This is a genomic window from Acinetobacter sp. YH12099 (genome assembly GCF_013419195.1).
Taxonomy (GTDB): Bacteria; Pseudomonadota; Gammaproteobacteria; order Pseudomonadales; family Moraxellaceae; genus Acinetobacter; species Acinetobacter towneri.
This window is the reverse complement of sequence record NZ_VPAP01000011.1, coordinates 36,200-53,560: the sequence shown is the minus strand read 5'-3', so window position 1 is coordinate 53,560 and position 17,361 is coordinate 36,200. Positions and strand designations below refer to the sequence as shown.

Sequence of the window (17,361 nt, the reverse complement as noted above, 5' to 3'; positions counted from 1 at the left end):
TAAGTGAGATCTGCCCTAGAGTCAGCGCGTTTTTTTAGCTATGATCTAGGCTTGCTTAAAGTTATTAAAATATGGAGTGTGACGTGAAACCAGTTCGTCTGGCAATCCTCGGTCTTGGTACTGTGGGTGGTGGTGCCCTTAAACTATTAAAAGAAAATGCTGCTGAGATTAGACGTCGCACCGGTCGTGAAATTGAAATCACTTATGTGGGAACACGTCGTCCGCGTCCTGACCTAAACTTGCCTGAATCGGTCAAGCAAAGCTCCGACTTGATGGACATTGTCCGTCAACCCGATGTAGACGTGGTGGTTGAAGTGATGGGCGGTATTCACCCTGCTTATGACGTGATCATGGAAGCCATGAAGCACGGCAAACAAGTAGTGACAGCCAACAAAGCCCTACTTGCAGAACACGGCAATGAGCTATTTAAAGCAGCTGAAGACAATGCCGTACAAATTGCCTATGAAGCTGCGGTTGCAGGTGGTATTCCAATTATTAAAGTCATCCGTGAAGGTTTGGCTGCCAACAAAATTGAATGGTTGGCAGGCATCATCAACGGTACAGGCAACTTCATTTTAAGTGAAATGCGTGAAAAAGGTCGTGCATTTGAAGACGTACTGAAAGAAGCACAAGAATTAGGCTATGCCGAAGCCGATCCGACTTTTGACGTCGAAGGTATTGATGCTGCACACAAACTGACTATTTTGGCTTCATGTGCATTTGGTATTCCGCTACAGTTTGACAAAGTCTTTACCGAAGGTATTGGCAAAGTGACCGCGCAAGATGTGAAATATGCCGAAGAACTCGGTTTCCGCATCAAACACTTGGGTATTGCCCGTCGTACCGACAAAGGCATTGAACTGCGTGTTCACCCAACTTTAATTCCTGAAGAAGAATTGATTGCCAATGTTAATGGCGTGAAAAACGCGGTCTTGGTACAAGCCAATGCGGTTGGTCCAACGCTCTATTATGGCGCAGGTGCAGGTGCAGGCCCAACAGCCTCTGCAGTAGTTGCAGATGTCGTTGATATTGTCCGTGACATTTCTTATACCGAAGATGGCGCAGGTACAATTCCGCAATTGGCATTTGAAGCCTTAACCGACTTGCCAATTTTAAGCCGTGAAGAAATGACCACGGGTTACTACATTCGCATTAATGCCGAAGACCAAACTGGCGTACTTGCTGATGTAACCACTATTTTAAGCCGTGCGGGAATCAGTATTGATGCCATCATGCAGCAATCACGCTTAAAAGACCTTATTCCTATCGTGATTCTGACTGACCCAGTCCTAGAATCGAAAATGGATGAAGCGTTACAACAAATTCAAGCATTGCCAACCATTCATGGCGAAATTGTACGAATTCGTTTAGAATCGCTTGATAATTAATCGGGTGAAGGGGAGTATTTCCCCTTGCCAAGCTCTACACACAATTGGAACATCATCATGTCGAATGCCAATCGTTATACTGGTTTAGTTGACCGTTATCGTGACCGTTTACCAGTGTCTGCAACCACACGTGCAATCTCTCTAGGCGAAGGAAACACGCCACTGATTAAGCTTGAGAATATTCCACGCATTATTGGTAAAGATGTTGAAATTTATGTGAAGTATGAAGGCTTAAACCCGACAGGTTCATTTAAAGACCGTGGTATGACCATGGCAGTTACTAAAGCAGTTGAAGAAGGTTCAAAAGCCATTATCTGTGCATCTACAGGTAATACTTCTGCTGCTGCTGCTGCCTATGCTGCACGTGCAGGCATCAAAGCATTCGTTTTAATTCCTGAAGGCAAAATTGCCATGGGTAAAATGGCACAAGCGATGATGTACGGTGCCATCACCATGCAAATCCGCGGTAACTTTGACGATGGTATGCGTCTAGTTAAAGAAGTTGCTGACCAAGCACCTGTGACCATTGTGAACTCGATCAACCCTTACCGCCTACAAGGTCAAAAGACCATTGCGTATGAAATTGTAGATGAGTTAGGTCGTGCACCAGATTACCACTGCTTACCTGTAGGTAACGCAGGTAACATTACTGCACACTGGATGGGTTATACCGAAGCGGTTGCCAACCAATCTGCCGATCAATTCGAGCAAGTGGTCTATGACGCAGCAACGGACAAATTCACAGGTCCAAACCCTGAAGGCCGCCCAATCATGGTGGGTTATCAAGCGTCTGGCGCTGCGCCATTCTTACGTGGTGCGCCTGTAGAAAACCCTGAAACTGTTGCAACTGCAATTCGTATTGGTAACCCACAAAGCTGGAACCATGCCAAAGCCGTTGTACGCGATTCAGAAGGTTGGTTTGATGAGCTAACTGATGCTGAAATCTTAGAAGCACAACGCATGCTTTCAATGTATGAAGGCGTATTTGTTGAGCCTGCATCTGCTGCGTCTATTGGTGGTGCAATGCGCGACATCAAAGCAGGTAAAATCAAAGAAGGTTCTGTGATTGTATGTACCGTAACAGGTAACGGTCTGAAAGATCCTGACACTGCAATGAAACAATGTGCAGATGCGGTGATGCTCTCTATTGATGCTACAATGCAACAAGTAAAAGACTCTATCCTTTCAAACATGTAAGTTTTGAATCGTGATCAAAAAAACCTGCATTAGCAGGTTTTTTTGTATTTGGAATCATGCAACTTTAACGGAAGTTGAGTCATACGATTGATAACTCAACGCTCCAAGCTGAATGTGCTCTTAAATACGTTTAGGTAACTGGCTTGCCCAACTCATTAAGCGAGTTGCATCATTGGTACGTGCTTGTGAAGTATCTGCACCCAAAAGCACCACCACTGCAGGACGGTTATTCAAAGTGGTATGCATCACCACACAACGCCCTGCTTCATTGATATAGCCTGTTTTAGACAGATTAATATTCCAACCACCATTACGTACCAGTGCATTGGTATTGTTAGATTTTAAAACACGATAACCCAAGTTAAAGTCATAGGTTGGCGTGGTTGAGAATTGGCGAATCAAACCATATTGCGAAGCGGTGCTGACCAAAATACCCAAATCACGCGCAGAAGATACATTACGTGGGTCTAAGCCTGTTGCTTCGGTAAAACGGGTAGAATGCATGCCCAATTCACGCGCTTTAGCATTCATTGCGGCTACAAAGGCATTTTTCCCACCTGGATAAGTACGTGCCAACGCTGCTGCTGCAGGATTTTCAGATTTCATTAATGCAAACAGTAACGCTTCGGCACGGTTTAACTTGTCGCCCACACGCAAAGTTGAGCTTGAGTTTTTACCTGCTGCACCTGCAAAATCAATCGATTGCAAAGTGATTTGTTCAGACATATTCAAACGTGCATCAGAAGTCACCACGGCAGTCATCACCTTGGTCACAGATGCAATAGGTAATGCCACATTGGTATTTTTGCTATACAGCACTTCACCTGTTTGCGCATCCATCACCAAAGCCGCACGTGCATTAACTGATGGTTGGTTGCTATAAGCAGAGGTATCTAAAATACGGACTGTTTTAGGCGCAGTGGAAGCAGGTGCAACACCATTGCTACTACGCACTGTAGTGGTAATTTTCGTTGAACCTGGCGGAGTAGGTTCAGCAACATAGCTCTCTGGCGCAGCCTGAGCGCTCGCACTGGTACTTTCCAGATCACCATTTAAGAATTGATCGGCTTGCTCCGAAGACCAACTTAAGGTCGCCTGACCGTCGCTCCCAGAGGAAGGATTGATGACAAGTTCAGCAAAACTGACAGAACTTAGGCTGAACATCATAGATGCGACCAGCACATGCATGAACGACTTCTTAGAATTTTTCACGACTGCTTACTCAACTCAGGGAGGTAAGATACATTTGCGTATTACCTCAAATATGCCTTACATTTAAAAATACAACAATGAATCGTTTTTGACACCATAATTGTGCAGAACTTTTCATTCTAGATTAAGAATAGCATTGCTAATTTTGTCGTTTCATTGCAAGCTAATTTTGCTTTATGTAACAAAAAAGATGATTTTTTCAAAGGGAGAGTGTAGGTGATCACAGTTTTAGTAGTCGACGATCATGAATTGGTACGTACTGGGATTTGCCGTATGCTCGAAGACCATGCCGATGTGCAGGTGATTGGACAAGCTGAATCGGGTGAAGAAGCGATTACCTTAGTGCGTCAGCATCATCCCAATGTGGTGTTGTTAGATGTGAACATGCCTGGGATTGGAGGCGTAGAAACCACACGTCGTCTATTGCAAACTGCACCAGACACTAAGGTCTTGGCGGTGAGTGGTTTGGCAGAAGAACCCTACCCTTCTTTATTGCTGAAAGCAGGTGCAAAAGGCTATATCACCAAAGGCGCACCTGTCAGTGAAATGGTACGTGCCATTAAAAAAGTCATGCAGGGCGGTAAATACTTCAGTGCCGACATTGCCGAACAACTGGCAAGTTCATACTTATCTGACACACAACAATCGCCTTTTGATAGTCTTTCAGAACGTGAAATGCAAGTGGCGATGATGGTGGTGAATTGTATTAGCGCACAGGAAATTGCCGATAAGTTGTTTGTCAGTGTAAAAACCGTAAATACCTATCGTTACCGTATTTTTGAAAAATTAAATATTGATAGTGATGTCAAACTGACTCACCTTGCCATTCGTTATGGACTGATTAAACCCTAAATTTTCAACGCTGTTGATGCACAAATAAGACCTTTACGATATGCCAGATTTAAAACAACATTCTGAGTTAAATCAGTATCATCTTGGCATGTGGTATGGTACTTACCGACTGCTGATTGCCTTTTGTTTGCTGCTGATTACCCTACTCACCTTTCAGCAGCTTGGCACACAATATCAGCACCCGGGTTTATATCTATACACCTTGGTCTGCTATTTTATTTTTAGCTGCCTGCAACTGATCAGCTATAAATATATTCCTTTTAAAAGCACGCAACAACTGACCCTGTTTTTTGCAGTCGATATTATCGCGCTCAGTAGCCTGACTTTTGCCAGCGATGGCCCTAATTTATATTTAAGTCTGCTGTTTGCGATCACGATTTTTGCAGCATCACTCTTGCTGCAAAAGCGTAAAGCCTTAGCCATTACCCTCATCGCGATGATTATGGTGATTTACCAACACTTTGTTGGGAGTTTGCTGGACTTTTCATCGCTAAATAATATTGGTCAAAGTGCGCTATTGGCATTTTTATTTTGGGTGGTTTATGGCAGTGGACGTATTGCAGTACGGCGTTTCCAAATTTTAGAAAATCTAAATTTTTCGCAATCTTTGGAATTAAACCGCCTACAAAATATCAACCGTTATATTTTAGAACAAACCGAAATGGGCTATTTGGTTTTAGATGAAAATTGCTATGTCGTCCTCAGCAACCCTGCAGCCTGTCATCTGTTGGGGATTCATCCTAAATATGCGCACGCGACCTATCCATTGTATAAAATTCAGCCCGATTTATTTGATCTGTTCAAATTTGATCAATTGCAAGATGGAGAAAAATTTCAATTCGAGTCGCAACTAAGTCATTTTCATGTGCATATTCAGGTACAAAAACTCAAAGTGCCACATCAAACGCTGACTTTATTGGCGCTGCAGGATGGACGTAAAATCAATCAGCAAGTCCAGCAACTCAAATTAGCCGCCTTAGGACAACTCTCTGCCAGTATTGCGCACGAAATTCGCAACCCGTTGGCAGCCATTGTACAAGCCAACAATTTATTTACAGGCAGTGATGCTGCACAGCAACAATTGCTGTCGGACATGATCAGCAAACAAGCGACACGGATTGATAAGATTATTCACGACACGCTGAGTATGGTCAAAAATAAACAAACCACGCCTGTCGCGATTCAGCTCAATCAATTTTTGCCACAATTCATTCAGGAAGATTTACCTGATGCAGCGAGTCAAATTCAGCTTACACTGACCGAACCACTGAGCATCCAGTTTGATGAATCACAGTTTCGCCAAGTGCTGATTAACCTGATTCGTAACGCCATTCGACACAATGCTGCACAGCAGCCCATTGAGATTACGGTCTACCCGCAAACAACTTATATTTATATTGATGTGCGGGATTTTGGTGCAGGTGTCGCCAGTCAAGATCTCCTCTATCTGTTCCAGCCATTTTTCAGTACCGAAATCAATGGAACTGGTTTAGGATTGTATCTATCGCATAGTTTTTGCGAGGCGAATCAAGCCAAGCTGAGCTATGTAGAACAAGAACAAGGCGCATGTTTCAGGATGAAATGTCTACGTGCCATTGAATAAACGCGATTGATATTGGATCAATCTTGTTGCTGTGGTTTTGATTTAATTTTGTGTGGTTTTGGGGAAAATATGCACGCTGTTCAACCTTTGGTTTTATTGGTCGATGACGAAGAAGACCTTTGTACCCTCATGCAGATGACTTTGGCACGTATGGGGATTCAAACCCATGTCGCGTATCGTTTAGTGCAAGCCAAGCAGTTATTAGCAGAACATCAGTACGATGCTTGCTTAACCGACTTAAACCTGCCCGATGGCAATGGCTTGCAACTGGTTGAATGGATTTCCGAACAATATCCGAATGTGCCTGTTGCCGTATTGACCGCTTACGGCAATATGGATATTGCGATTGCTGCTTTAAAAGCAGGTGCATTTGACTTTGTCAGCAAGCCTGTCAATCAAATACATTTACAGCAACTCCTTGAAAAAGCACTGAATAAACCTTTCGACACCACCGATCATCACAGCCAAGATCAGCTTGAATATAAAATGTTGATTGGGCAATCTTTGCCTATTCAGCAATTGCGCAGCACCATCAAAAAAATTGCGCGCTCGCAAGCGCCTGTATTTATTACAGGCGAATCAGGTACGGGGAAAGAAGTTGTCGCCAATTTGGTTCACCGTTTAAGTAACCGCAACGAAGGACCATTTATTGCAATTAACTGTGGTGCAATCCCCACCGAACTCATGGAAAGCGAGCTATTTGGACACAAAAAAGGTAGCTTTACAGGAGCGACTCAAGACAAACAAGGTCTGATTCAATCTGCACATGGTGGCAGCTTATTTTTAGATGAAATTGCCGAACTGCCACTGAGCATGCAAGTCAAACTGCTGCGTGCCGTTCAGGAAAAGCGCATCCGTCCTGTGGGTTCAGATAGTGAAATTGATGTCGATTTTCGTGTGATCAGCGCCAGTCATCAGGACTTAGAAAGTTTGGTTCAGCAAGGACGTTTCCGTCAGGATTTATTCTTCCGTATTCACGTGATGGATTTGGTCTTGCCTGCCTTGCGTGAACGTGGACAAGATATTCTGTTATTGGCAGACCACTTCATTCAAAAAGTTGCACAAGAATGGGACATTCCTGCCAAACAACTGACACCTCGTGCCCAGCAATTTTTATTAGAACAGTACTATCCGGGTAATGTGCGTGAGTTACGCAATATTATTGAACGTGCCATTACCCTGAGTGATGATGATGTTATTGATCTCAAACACTTACAAACCGCACCCTTGCGCCAATTCAGTATGAGCAATACAGCAACCACTGAATCACAACCTACAGCAGAAACACCACAGCAGATCGTGACAGATGTATTGCTGACAGGACGCAAACTGCCTGAAGAAGGTTTAGAAGCCTACTTGGAAAAAGTAGAAAAAGACATTTTACTGAATGCGCTGCACCTGACCCACTGGAACCGTACGTTGGCAGCAAAAAAATTGGGCATGTCTTTCCGTTCTTTGCGCTATCGTCTGAAAAAGTTTGGATTAGATACTGAAGATGAGTAAACGCTAAACAATGAAGACTGTCTAAAAATACGTGTTACTCAGATGAGACTTAACGGCGGCTCAGCAGTAAATCTGCCACATGCTCAAGATAAGCCTCTTCTTTCATTTCAGGACTTTGAATATATTGCTGATTCGGCTGAATCCCAACCCCTTCAATCATTTGCTCGCGTGGGGTGTAATAATGCGAAACCGTCATTTGTAAGGCAGCACCATCGCTAAGTGGGAACAGCTTTTGCACCACCCCCTTGCCATAACTTTTTTCGCCCATCACCCAAGCGCGTGAATGGTCTTTTAAAGCACCGGTAAAGACTTCTGCCGCAGATGCAGAGCGATGATTAATCAGTACTCCGACTTTTAAATTTTGAAATTCAAAGCTAGGTAACGCCTGAAATTGTTGATCGCCTTCAGAACGACTTTTGGTCGATACAATCACACCCTGATTTAAAAATAAATCGGCAGATTCCACCGCAGCAGACAGTAAGCCTCCTGGGTTATTACGCAGATCAATCAATACGGCTTTTAAGCGTGGCGTGCTATGTTCTTCAATTAAGCGTTTAATTTCATTGGCGGTGTCTTGCTGAAACACACGTACTTTTAACAACAAGACCTGATTAGAAAGCATCTGCGCCTGAATATCGGTTTCTACTTTTTTGTTGCGTACCAACATAATTTCAGGCTGATTGGCTGCACGTTGTACGCTTACAGTCGATCCCACTGAGCCTGTGAGCAGGTTATTGACCTGATCTGCACTCAGCTTTTTCAGTTCTTGGTTATCAATTTTAAATAGGCTGTCGCCATTCTTCAGCCCTTGTTTAGCCGAGTCGGCATTGGCACTTAAATTTTGAATGACCCAATGTTGCTGGGCAGCGTCATAGCGCAAAGTAAAATCAACCGAGGCCAAGTCGCCTTCGGTATATTGTAAAAGTTGTTTATATTCTTCAGCAGTTAAATAGCGTGAATAACGGTCTAAACCGCTCACCAAGCCACGAATGGCTTGCTGAAACAAGGCATCATCACTTTTTTCAGTCACATAGTTGTCTTTGACAATGCCATAGATTTGTACAAATTCCTGTATCGACTCTACAGGCACATCGACATAGTCCTGTTGTAGTGTAGGGCCATCTAACTCCCAATCTGGCGCAGCCCAAACACTCGAATGACTGGCACACAACACGCTTGCCAACACAACCGCATAAATTTTGTGAGCCGTCATTCCATCATCTACCTGTATCGAGGGTTATGCCTGTAAGCGAATTAAGTTGCGACCTTGCATATCTGCTGGCACTGGCAATTGCATCAAATTCAATAAAGTTGGTGCAACATCTGCCAACACACCACCTTCCAAAATGGTGGCCTGAGTTGGGCCTACATAAATGAATGGCACCAATTCAGTGGTGTGCTGAGTATGTACCTGACCACTGTCATAGTCTTGCATTTGCTCGACGTTACCATGATCAGCTGTAATAATCATGTGACCTTGTTTCGCCATCACCGCTTCATAAACGCGACCTAAGCAGGTATCTACCGCTTCAACTGCTTTGACAGCTGCATCAAACACACCAGTATGACCAACCATATCGCCATTGGCATAGTTCACCACCAACAAGTCATATTCACCTGAGTTAATGGCTGCAACCAGTTCATCAGTCACTTCATAAGCGCTCATTTCAGGTTTTAAGTCATAGGTTGCTACATTTGGCGATGGGATCAGGATGCGTTTTTCACCCGGATATTCATCTTCACGGCCACCACTAAAGAAGAACGTCACGTGTGCGTATTTTTCAGTTTCAGCAATACGCAATTGCGTTTTGCCCAAGTCTGATAAATATTCACCAATGGAGTTTTTCAAATCTTCTGGCATGTACGCCACTGGTGCAGCAATGCTGGCTTGATAACGGGTTAGCATCACAAATTTAGACAATTGCGGCACAACTTTACGTTCAAAACCAGCAAAGTCTTGTTCCACAAAAGCTTTGATCAATTCACGCGCACGGTCAGCACGGAAGTTCATAAACACCACGCTGTCGCCATCTTGAATTTTGGCAATTTCACCAATACAGGTGGCTTTCACAAACTCATCACTTTCCTCTGCCGCATAAGCCGCTGCCAAGCCTTCTACCGCGGTTGCCGCAGTACGTACTGCCTCACCTTCGGTAAGTAAACGATAGGCTTGTTCTACACGATCCCAACGGTTGTCACGATCCATCGCATAGTAACGACCAATCAGGCTGGCAATACGACCTTGATTTGGATATTGTGCAAATAATGCGTCCAGTTTTTCCAAAGAAGGCTGCGCGCTTTTTGGTGGCGTATCACGGCCATCTAAAAAGGCATGTAGATAAACTTTTGCACCACGTTTTAATGCCAATTCTGCCATCGCCACGATATGATCTTCATGCGAATGCACACCGCCTTCAGACAATAAACCAAGCAGATGCACTGCACCGTTGGCTGCTTTGGCTTTTTCTACCGCATCGACCAACACTTCATGTTCAAAGAAAGCGCCTGTACGAATGTCTTTGGTAATACGGGTAAAGTCTTGGTACAACACACGTCCTGCACCCAAGTTCATGTGACCAACTTCAGAGTTACCCATTTGACCATCTGGCAAGCCCACATCTTCACCTGAACCAGAGATCAAACCATGCGGATGCTTTTCCTGCATAGCAGTCAAATTTGGTCGTTTCGCTGCTAAAAACGCGTTGTCTTCGACCGCTTCGCGATGACCCACACCATCCATAATCACCAATACGTGAGGGATTTTGCCAGCAGTTGCATCCGCCATAATCAATACTCTTTTTCGTCTACAAATTAATCATGCTATCTTAACGAATTTTGCGTCAAGACTCTATGTTCAGAAGATGGTTTCCGCCACTGATTCAGATAGGTTTACCCAATCATACGGAAAAAGCAGCAGCATCGGCCCGCACTTAACGCGCACGATGCAGTAAGTAACCGCCGATGACAAACATCAGAATAATAGGAATAAATACGAACCACGCAGGCGATGGTGCATAGACCAAGCTGGCATAGCCCAAGAAATCCTGTAAATAAAAGAAGGTTAAGCCGACAAATAAAGCAATCACCAAACGGAAACCCATAGATTGCTGACGTAACGGCCCAAAAATAAAGGAGCAAGCAATCACCACCAAAGCAATCAGCGCAAAGGGTGCACCAAGTTTTTGCCAGAACGCCAGTTGGTAGGTTTTGGGTACTTGGCTGTATTCATGCATATAACTCATGAAACTGACCAATTGACTTGGGGATAAATCTTCAGGGTCGATGGTGACCATGTGCACATATTTCGGTTGCAATGCTAAAGCCAAAGCCTGTTCGCTGTTTTTAGCTAAAGTCGCGTTGCCCGCCTGCAAAATATCCATCTGTTCAGTTTGATTGAGCAACCAACTACCGTCTTTAACAAACTGTCCCTGATCTGCAGACAATGTACCACGCAAGCGATAATTATCATCAAAATCGACCACCTGCACATTTTTGAGCTGCCCTTGGGCATTGGCGTAGTCAATATAAATAAAACGATTGCCTTCACGTGACCAATAGCCACGAACTTCACCCAGCTCAGCGACGCTACGGTGACTTTTAACACTTTTGGCTTGTTCATTGGTGTATGGAATCACCCATTCACTGAGCACAAAAGACAGCAGTACCAACACCATGGCGGAACGAATCACCCATCCCACAATACGCCACAGGCTAATCCCTGCAGAACGCATCACAATCAATTCGCTGTTGGATGCCAACGTACCCAAGCCTAACACTGCGCCAATCAGGGCAGAAATCGGCAAAATTTCATAGAGATAATTTGGCGCACCCCACAATACATACAGCAATGCCTGCCATGCACTATAGTTTTCATTGAGTGAACCCAATTCGCCCAAATAGGTAAACAACACCTGCAAACCAGACAAAATTGCCGTTGCACCAAACATAGCCAGTGCTGTGGTCTTGGTGACGTGTTTTGCAACTATACGACGTGCCAACATCTTAAGACCTCACTCGCTGAATTTGCTGCTTAATTTTAGGTGCTAGTTTTTGTTTACGTGAGAACAAGGCTGCCGCAATCGCATAAGCCAACAACACCAACGGATAAGCAATCATGCCCATTTCTTGTTTGCTGATACGGGTTTTAACCGCCATGAGCGCCACAATCAAACTGGCGAAAATTAACAAGGCAGGAAACAGTTTTAAATAACGCCCCTGACGCGGACTAACTTCTGACAATGCCACGGCTAAAAACAACGCCACCACAATCGCAAAAGGCACAAAAATACGCCATCCCAGTTCACTTGCGACCACAGGGTCTGCACGGTTTTTCCAAAGTTGCGAGGTGGTTAAGGCTTCTACTTCGGCACTTTCAAATTTAGCTTCTTTGTCATTCTCTAAACGTAAACGATAACTTTGGAATTCTGCCTGTGAATATTTGGCTGTGCCCGGAAATATTTCATAACGACGCCCTTCGACCAAATCCACCACATTGGCAGGATCATTTTCCAGCTCTACCCGTGTCGCTTCTTTTGCCAGAATCATGACATCAGGACGACCTGCTTTTTCTGCACGTTGATAAAAGAAAATATCTTTCAGGTTTTTACGATCTTCGGACAGATCGCCTGCGTAAATGGTATATGGCCCTGAAGAAATAAATTCTTTGGGTCGCACCAAATCAAAACCTGTGCGTACTGCCTGACTGGTGGTCAATGCTTCAAACTGACGCAGTCCCCACGGTGATGCCCACAGCATTAAAAAGCCTTGGACAATTAGAAATACCAGCGTCATTGGCACCAATAAACGTGCCAATTGATGCCGACTCACGCCACTGCTGTTGAGCACTGCCATTTCATGGTCGACATATAAACGACCAAATACCAACATCAAGCCAATAAAGAAACCCAAAGGTAAGATCAGCGTCAAAAATTCAGGCAAGCGATAGCCAATGATGCTGAATAAAATACTCGCATCCAAACGCCCTTGTGCCGCCACGCCAAAATACTTGATCAAGCGACCACCCATCATGATCAAAGTCAGTAAGGCAATCACAACCAAGGATGTCGACACAACTTGCTTGACCAAATAACGCCGAATAATCAAATTATTTCTTCCAAAATGTGAGGGAATCCAATTCGCGTTAGTTTACCTGAATGTTGAAAATATAAAACCTATCGCCTTGTTATACATTGAAACTCGACGCATAAAAATGTTTCAATGGTTGCATAGTTTGCACATTTAGATAGGCATAAAATCCAGTGATTAAATTTAGCTTAAGTCCCGCATTCCAAGAACACAGCGCGAGTGAATCTTTGTCAATTTTAGTGGCTGCAGAACAGGTGCCACAGGCAACTGCTGCTTATCAAATCAAGGATTTAGACAGCATTATTCAAGCGACACAATTTAAAGCAGGCTTTAATGAAAGTTTAAGTTTGGTGGCTAGCGTTGCTGAATGCGCCAATAGCAACCTGATCGGTTTGGGTAAAACCGAAGAATTACCAGCCGCAAAGCTGGCAAAAATTGCACAAAGCATTATCAAATCTTCACAAAAAAAATTTAAACAGATCAGCATTGACTTGTCTGCCCTGCCTAGCGAGCTGCATTATGTATTTGCACTCAGCCTGACCCAAGCAGCCTATGCTTTTGATGAATACAAAAGCAAAAAGAATGAATTTCAGCTTGAACAAATCCATTTCATTGCCAATAACAGCCCACTCAGCGCAGATCAACTTCAATTGATTGAAGCCATGCAATCGGGGCAAAACATGGCACGCGACTTGGGCAACCGTCCGGGCAACATTTGTTTCCCTGAATATTTGGCAGAACAAGCCCAAGCACTTGCGGCAGAATATCCAGACCTACTCAAAGTCACCATTTTAGATGAAGCAGAAATAGCGGAATTGGGCATGGGTGCTTTCCTTGCAGTCAGTCAGGGTTCAGACCGTCCAGGACGCATCATTAGCCTCGAATACCAAGCACAGCGTGATGAAGCACCTGTGGTATTGGTTGGTAAAGGCATCACCTTTGATACAGGCGGCATTTCACTCAAACCCGGCTTAGGGATGGATGAAATGAAATTTGATATGTGTGGTTCTGCTTCAGTTTTAGGCACCATGCGCGCGCTGTGTGAAGCACGTTTACCTATCCATGTGGTCGGCACGATTGCCGCTGCAGAAAATATGCCGTCAGGCAAAGCCACTCGCCCGGGTGATATTGTGACCAGTATGAGCGGCCAAACCATCGAAATTTTAAATACCGATGCCGAAGGTCGTTTGGTGCTGTGCGATACCCTAACCTATGTGAAACGCTTCAACCCTGCTTTGGTGATTGATATTGCGACTTTAACAGGCGCTTGCGTGGTTGCACTCGGTTCGGTACTGACAGGCATGTTTACCCCAGATGACCAACTTGCGGCGGAATTGGATGCTGCGGGACACACTGCATTTGACCGTGTATGGCGTATGCCCGTGATTGACGATTACCAAGAACAACTGGATTCACCATTTGCCGATATTGGCAATATTGGTGGGCCTAAAGCAGGTTCAGTTACTGCAGCATGCTTCTTGCAACGCTTTACCCGTGACTATCGCTGGGCGCATCTAGACATTGCAGGCACTGCATGGAATTCAGGCAGCAATAAAGGCGCAACAGGTCGTCCTGTACCATTATTGATGCAGTTCCTCGCGCAACGTGCAAGCAATAATGGCTAAAGTCAGCTTTTATTTGTTTGAAAAAAGTCCAGAGCGGCAGGTGGAAAGCACTTGCCGCTTATGCCGCAAAATTTTGCGGCAACAGGCCGCCCGCATTTGGCTGCATTGCCCTGACCCAGAGTTACAGCAAATATTGGATGAACATCTGTGGAGTTTTGATGCCAGTAGTTTTATTCCGCATGGTATTAACCAAAAACAGGCTAGCGTATGTATTTCTGCCGAACTACCGCAGCAATCAGACTGGATTGTGTTTAATTTTAACAGTCAGGCACTTGAAGCCTATGCAAAATTTAGTCACATTATTGAGATTATTGAAAATCACGAAGCAGCTAAAGTGCTTGGACGTGAAAAATTTAAACAATATCGACGTTTGGGCATAGAACCACAGACGTTTAAGCTTTAATTTTAAAACGTTTTTTTAAAAATACTGCTCAAAATAAGGAGAGATGCGGTGACTTTAAATGTCGGCTCAGATTTTAAACAGCGCTGGTTAACCGCGCCTCAGGCTGTGCGCCAGACATTTATGGATGATCTGCATCGAATTTGTGAGGTCTTGCAACCTGAAACGCAATTACACAACTGGATTGCAGAAGATCAGCGCGCTCAGCAACAATCACAGGAAAAAATTGAACAAGCCTATGCTGACCTGAAAGCACGTTTGATTGAAGAAGCACGGCAACGTCGCCAATTGGCACTCGAACTCAAATTAGAACAGCAACGTGCAGAACAAGCCGCTTATGCTGCACAGCTACAGCAAGATGAAGCGCAACGCTTTGCAGAACAAACTCAAGCACTTGAGCTGATGCGTCAAAGTCTGGATCAGGAAATTTCAAACTATACTGCACGTTATGAGCAAAATCCTGAATTACCTGCAGTGACTTTTAATCAAGCCGCAACTGCGGTAAGTGATGATCAAATTGTTTCTGAACTTGAAAGTGTACGTTTGCGTTTAGAGCTAGAAGCCGAAACTCAAATTGAGCAGGCGGTAACGATCTTTCGTGCGCGACTACATGCTGCAGCCCAAGAAGAAATTGACTATATCTTAAAAAATTCAAATTTTTCTAAAGAATAATTTTACTTTTTATCCCCAATTAGCCCAAAGTCTTAAACCCAATGTCATCAAAATGAAATAATTTTGTCACATGATAATCATCCAGAAAAAGTTGAATTCTCAACTTTTATCTCCTTTAAATGACTTTTGTAATCATGGGTTTCAAATGGATATCTTGACGAAAATTTCAGGCAAAATCGACCATCTTAATGCGGGCGAACAGTGGAGTATTCGTGCTCAGGATTTATGGATCAGTCGTGCAGATTTCCAATCATTAAGCATGTACTTGTCTAAAGAAGCGGAAAAGGGTGAGTTTTCAATTCAAAGTAACGATACTTTTAGCCCGCGCTTGGGTGGCACAGAATTAATTGTCACCAAACACTAAAACTGAACAATATCAAAAGTCCACACGGTGGGCTTTTTTTGTGGCCATCAATCCACTTTTTTAGTTATCGCGGTGGATTTAGAAGAAGAAAATAGAAAAATGAGGAATTTAAATCCAATCACCCAACCAAGACAAAATATTACCCAAGCCATAACCTATTGCCATTAAAGAAAAAATCCATACGGCAGCACCCACCACATTATAAAAACTAAAGGTCGCCAAAGGCATGTGCCCTGACCCTGCAGCAAATGGTGCAAATGAACGAACAAACGGTATAAAACGCGCCATTAAAATAGTTTTGCCACCATGTTTCATAAAATAATGGTTGGTTTTGACAATATATTCAGGTTTGAAATAACGTGAATGTTGATGAAAATACTTCACCCCTAGAATTCGTCCAGTGTAATAGTTGACGCTATATCCCAAGACCGCAGCGACAAAAAGTAAAATCCCCATATAGTGCAAATGCACCACATCGGTGGTGGAACACAAGGCACCAATTGCGATCAGCAAACTATCGCCTGGTAAAAAGAACATGAACACAGAACCTGTTTCTGCAAAAATAATCAGAAACAAAATGGCATAGATCCACAGACCATAATTATCGAGTAATAATGGCAGCCAGTGTTCCAAATTCATTAAAAAATCAATCATCTACATTAAACCAAAGGGGTGTTTATGATGAAAAAAACATCTTTATCTTTTTAATTATCCCTAAAAACAAAAAAACAGTCTAATTTTTCAATCAGACTGTTTAAATTTCATTCGGCTCTGTGCTTATTTTAAAAAGCCATTTTCAGCCAAGAATTCCATGCTAATTTTAGATTGCTGCGTAGTTTCTGCAGCTTTATCACCCAAGAGCAAACGCTCAATATAACGCGCCAAGACATCCACTTCTAAATTGACCTTGCTGCCAACTTTCCATGTGCCAATATTGGTACGCTCTGCCGTGTGTGGAATTAAATTCAGACTGATAACACTGCCGCGTAAATGGTTAATGGTCAGGCTGATGCCATCGACGGTCACCGAACCTTTTTCTGCCAAATATTTGGCAATTTCTGCAGGTGCAGTCACTTCATAGTAAATTGAACGTGCATCTTCACGTACCAGCGTAATTTCACCGACTGCATCAACATGGCCACTTACGATATGTCCACCAAAACGTGTGGTCGGCAACATGGCTTTTTCGACATTGACAGGCTGACCCACTTTCCATGTGCCTAAAGTGGTACGGTTCAAACTTTCACGGGACACATCTGCGGCATACCAATTGTCGCCCCACTCGATCACAGTCAGGCAAATACCATTGGTGGCAATTGAATCCCCCAAATGCACATCTGACATATCTAAATCGGTCTGAATACGCAAACGTACATCACCGCCCACACTTTGCAGGCTTTCTACTTTACCTAAACTTTCAATAATGCCTGTAAACATAATCTTTTCTCTCATTCACTGAG

16 protein-coding genes are annotated in these 17,361 nt (G+C 43.7%); 9 read left to right on the top strand and 7 right to left on the bottom strand.

Annotated features, from left to right (window positions below; genetic code table 11):
• Nucleotides 1–83: 83 nt before the first annotated feature.
• Nucleotides 84–1,388, top strand: a complete 1,305-nt coding sequence (locus FTU39_RS08300) for a homoserine dehydrogenase (protein WP_004975708.1) — start codon at nucleotides 84–86, stop codon at nucleotides 1,386–1,388.
• Nucleotides 1,389–1,445: 57 nt separating this feature from the next.
• Nucleotides 1,446–2,585 carry a threonine synthase gene (thrC, locus tag FTU39_RS08295; RefSeq protein ID WP_004975706.1) on the top strand — a complete coding sequence of 380 codons (1,140 nt, stop codon included), beginning with the start codon at nucleotides 1,446–1,448 and terminating at the stop codon, nucleotides 2,583–2,585.
• A gap of 120 nt (nucleotides 2,586–2,705) precedes the next feature.
• Here the strand turns inward: thrC and FTU39_RS08290 are convergent, their stop codons facing one another.
• On the bottom strand, nucleotides 2,706–3,797 hold the full coding sequence (locus FTU39_RS08290; RefSeq protein WP_131260992.1) for a serine hydrolase: 1,092 nt from the start codon (nucleotides 3,795–3,797) through the stop codon (nucleotides 2,706–2,708).
• A gap of 216 nt (nucleotides 3,798–4,013) precedes the next feature.
• On the opposite strand from FTU39_RS08290, the gene FTU39_RS08285 reads away from it, so the two are divergent.
• From FTU39_RS08285 to FTU39_RS08275, 3 genes are all read left to right on the top strand, one after another.
• Complete coding sequence (locus FTU39_RS08285) at nucleotides 4,014–4,649, top strand: response regulator (RefSeq protein WP_004975702.1); 636 nt, start codon at nucleotides 4,014–4,016, stop codon at nucleotides 4,647–4,649.
• A gap of 40 nt (nucleotides 4,650–4,689) precedes the next feature.
• Nucleotides 4,690–6,252: a PAS domain-containing sensor histidine kinase gene (locus FTU39_RS08280; RefSeq protein ID WP_004975700.1), complete on the top strand. Its 1,563-nt coding sequence runs from the start codon at nucleotides 4,690–4,692 to the stop codon at nucleotides 6,250–6,252.
• Between the two features lie 69 nt (nucleotides 6,253–6,321).
• Nucleotides 6,322–7,755 (top strand): sigma-54 dependent transcriptional regulator, encoded by a 1,434-nt coding sequence (locus tag FTU39_RS08275; protein ID WP_178318308.1) that lies wholly within the window; start codon nucleotides 6,322–6,324, stop codon nucleotides 7,753–7,755.
• A 49-nt stretch (nucleotides 7,756–7,804) separates the two neighbouring features.
• On the opposite strand, the gene FTU39_RS08270 is transcribed toward FTU39_RS08275, so the two are convergent.
• The 4 genes from FTU39_RS08270 to lptF form a co-directional block, all read right to left on the bottom strand.
• A complete protein-coding gene (locus FTU39_RS08270; RefSeq protein ID WP_004975690.1) occupies nucleotides 7,805–8,968 on the bottom strand; it encodes a S41 family peptidase in 1,164 nt (387 codons plus the stop codon).
• Between the two features lie 24 nt (nucleotides 8,969–8,992).
• The gene (gpmI, locus tag FTU39_RS08265; RefSeq protein WP_180051996.1) at nucleotides 8,993–10,540 is read right to left on the bottom strand and encodes a 2,3-bisphosphoglycerate-independent phosphoglycerate mutase; all 1,548 of its coding nucleotides are present in this window, start codon (nucleotides 10,538–10,540) and stop codon (nucleotides 8,993–8,995) included.
• Between the two features lie 145 nt (nucleotides 10,541–10,685).
• Nucleotides 10,686–11,756 carry an LPS export ABC transporter permease LptG gene (lptG, locus tag FTU39_RS08260; protein WP_004975683.1) on the bottom strand — a complete coding sequence of 357 codons (1,071 nt, stop codon included), beginning with the start codon at nucleotides 11,754–11,756 and terminating at the stop codon, nucleotides 10,686–10,688.
• 1 nt (nucleotide 11,757) lies between these two features.
• Nucleotides 11,758–12,858 (bottom strand): LPS export ABC transporter permease LptF, encoded by a 1,101-nt coding sequence (lptF, locus tag FTU39_RS08255; protein WP_004975682.1) that lies wholly within the window; start codon nucleotides 12,856–12,858, stop codon nucleotides 11,758–11,760.
• Nucleotides 12,859–13,016: 158 nt separating this feature from the next.
• Between lptF and FTU39_RS08250 the strand changes: the two genes are divergently transcribed.
• The 4 genes from FTU39_RS08250 (at nucleotide 13,017) to FTU39_RS08235 (ending at nucleotide 15,901) form a co-directional block, all read left to right on the top strand.
• Nucleotides 13,017–14,465, top strand: a complete 1,449-nt coding sequence (locus FTU39_RS08250) for a leucyl aminopeptidase (RefSeq protein ID WP_180052005.1) — start codon at nucleotides 13,017–13,019, stop codon at nucleotides 14,463–14,465.
• Nucleotides 14,458–14,868, top strand: coding sequence for a DNA polymerase III subunit chi (locus FTU39_RS08245; protein WP_180051995.1), 411 nt, complete (start codon nucleotides 14,458–14,460; stop codon nucleotides 14,866–14,868). The genes FTU39_RS08250 and FTU39_RS08245 overlap by 8 nt, the downstream gene beginning before the upstream one ends.
• A gap of 48 nt (nucleotides 14,869–14,916) precedes the next feature.
• Nucleotides 14,917–15,537, top strand: a complete 621-nt coding sequence (locus tag FTU39_RS08240) for a hypothetical protein (protein ID WP_004975677.1) — start codon at nucleotides 14,917–14,919, stop codon at nucleotides 15,535–15,537.
• A gap of 145 nt (nucleotides 15,538–15,682) precedes the next feature.
• The gene (locus FTU39_RS08235) at nucleotides 15,683–15,901 is read left to right on the top strand and encodes a hypothetical protein (protein WP_096901968.1); all 219 of its coding nucleotides are present in this window, start codon (nucleotides 15,683–15,685) and stop codon (nucleotides 15,899–15,901) included.
• A gap of 108 nt (nucleotides 15,902–16,009) precedes the next feature.
• On the opposite strand, the gene FTU39_RS08230 is transcribed toward FTU39_RS08235, so the two are convergent.
• Together FTU39_RS08230 and FTU39_RS08225 are read right to left on the bottom strand one after the other, a co-directional pair.
• The gene (locus FTU39_RS08230) at nucleotides 16,010–16,555 is read right to left on the bottom strand and encodes a VTT domain-containing protein (protein WP_004975673.1); all 546 of its coding nucleotides are present in this window, start codon (nucleotides 16,553–16,555) and stop codon (nucleotides 16,010–16,012) included.
• A gap of 123 nt (nucleotides 16,556–16,678) precedes the next feature.
• On the bottom strand, nucleotides 16,679–17,338 hold the full coding sequence (locus FTU39_RS08225) for a riboflavin synthase (protein WP_104852910.1): 660 nt from the start codon (nucleotides 17,336–17,338) through the stop codon (nucleotides 16,679–16,681).
• Nucleotides 17,339–17,361 lie beyond the last annotated feature (23 nt).

Coding starts and splice junctions, on each gene's coding strand:
- thrC (WP_004975706.1), top strand. CDS start 1,446: ATGTCGAATGCCAATCGTTATACTGGTTTAGTTGACCGTTATCGTGAC.
- FTU39_RS08280 (WP_004975700.1), top strand. CDS start 4,690: ATGCCAGATTTAAAACAACATTCTGAGTTAAATCAGTATCATCTTGGC.
- FTU39_RS08275 (WP_178318308.1), top strand. CDS start 6,322: ATGCACGCTGTTCAACCTTTGGTTTTATTGGTCGATGACGAAGAAGAC.
- FTU39_RS08270 (WP_004975690.1), bottom strand. CDS start 8,968: ATGACGGCTCACAAAATTTATGCGGTTGTGTTGGCAAGCGTGTTGTGT.
- gpmI (WP_180051996.1), bottom strand. CDS start 10,540: ATGGCGGATGCAACTGCTGGCAAAATCCCTCACGTATTGGTGATTATG.
- lptG (WP_004975683.1), bottom strand. CDS start 11,756: ATGTTGGCACGTCGTATAGTTGCAAAACACGTCACCAAGACCACAGCA.
- FTU39_RS08245 (WP_180051995.1), top strand. CDS start 14,458: ATGGCTAAAGTCAGCTTTTATTTGTTTGAAAAAAGTCCAGAGCGGCAG.
- FTU39_RS08235 (WP_096901968.1), top strand. CDS start 15,683: ATGGATATCTTGACGAAAATTTCAGGCAAAATCGACCATCTTAATGCG.
- FTU39_RS08230 (WP_004975673.1), bottom strand. CDS start 16,555: ATGATTGATTTTTTAATGAATTTGGAACACTGGCTGCCATTATTACTC.
- FTU39_RS08225 (WP_104852910.1), bottom strand. CDS start 17,338: ATGTTTACAGGCATTATTGAAAGTTTAGGTAAAGTAGAAAGCCTGCAA.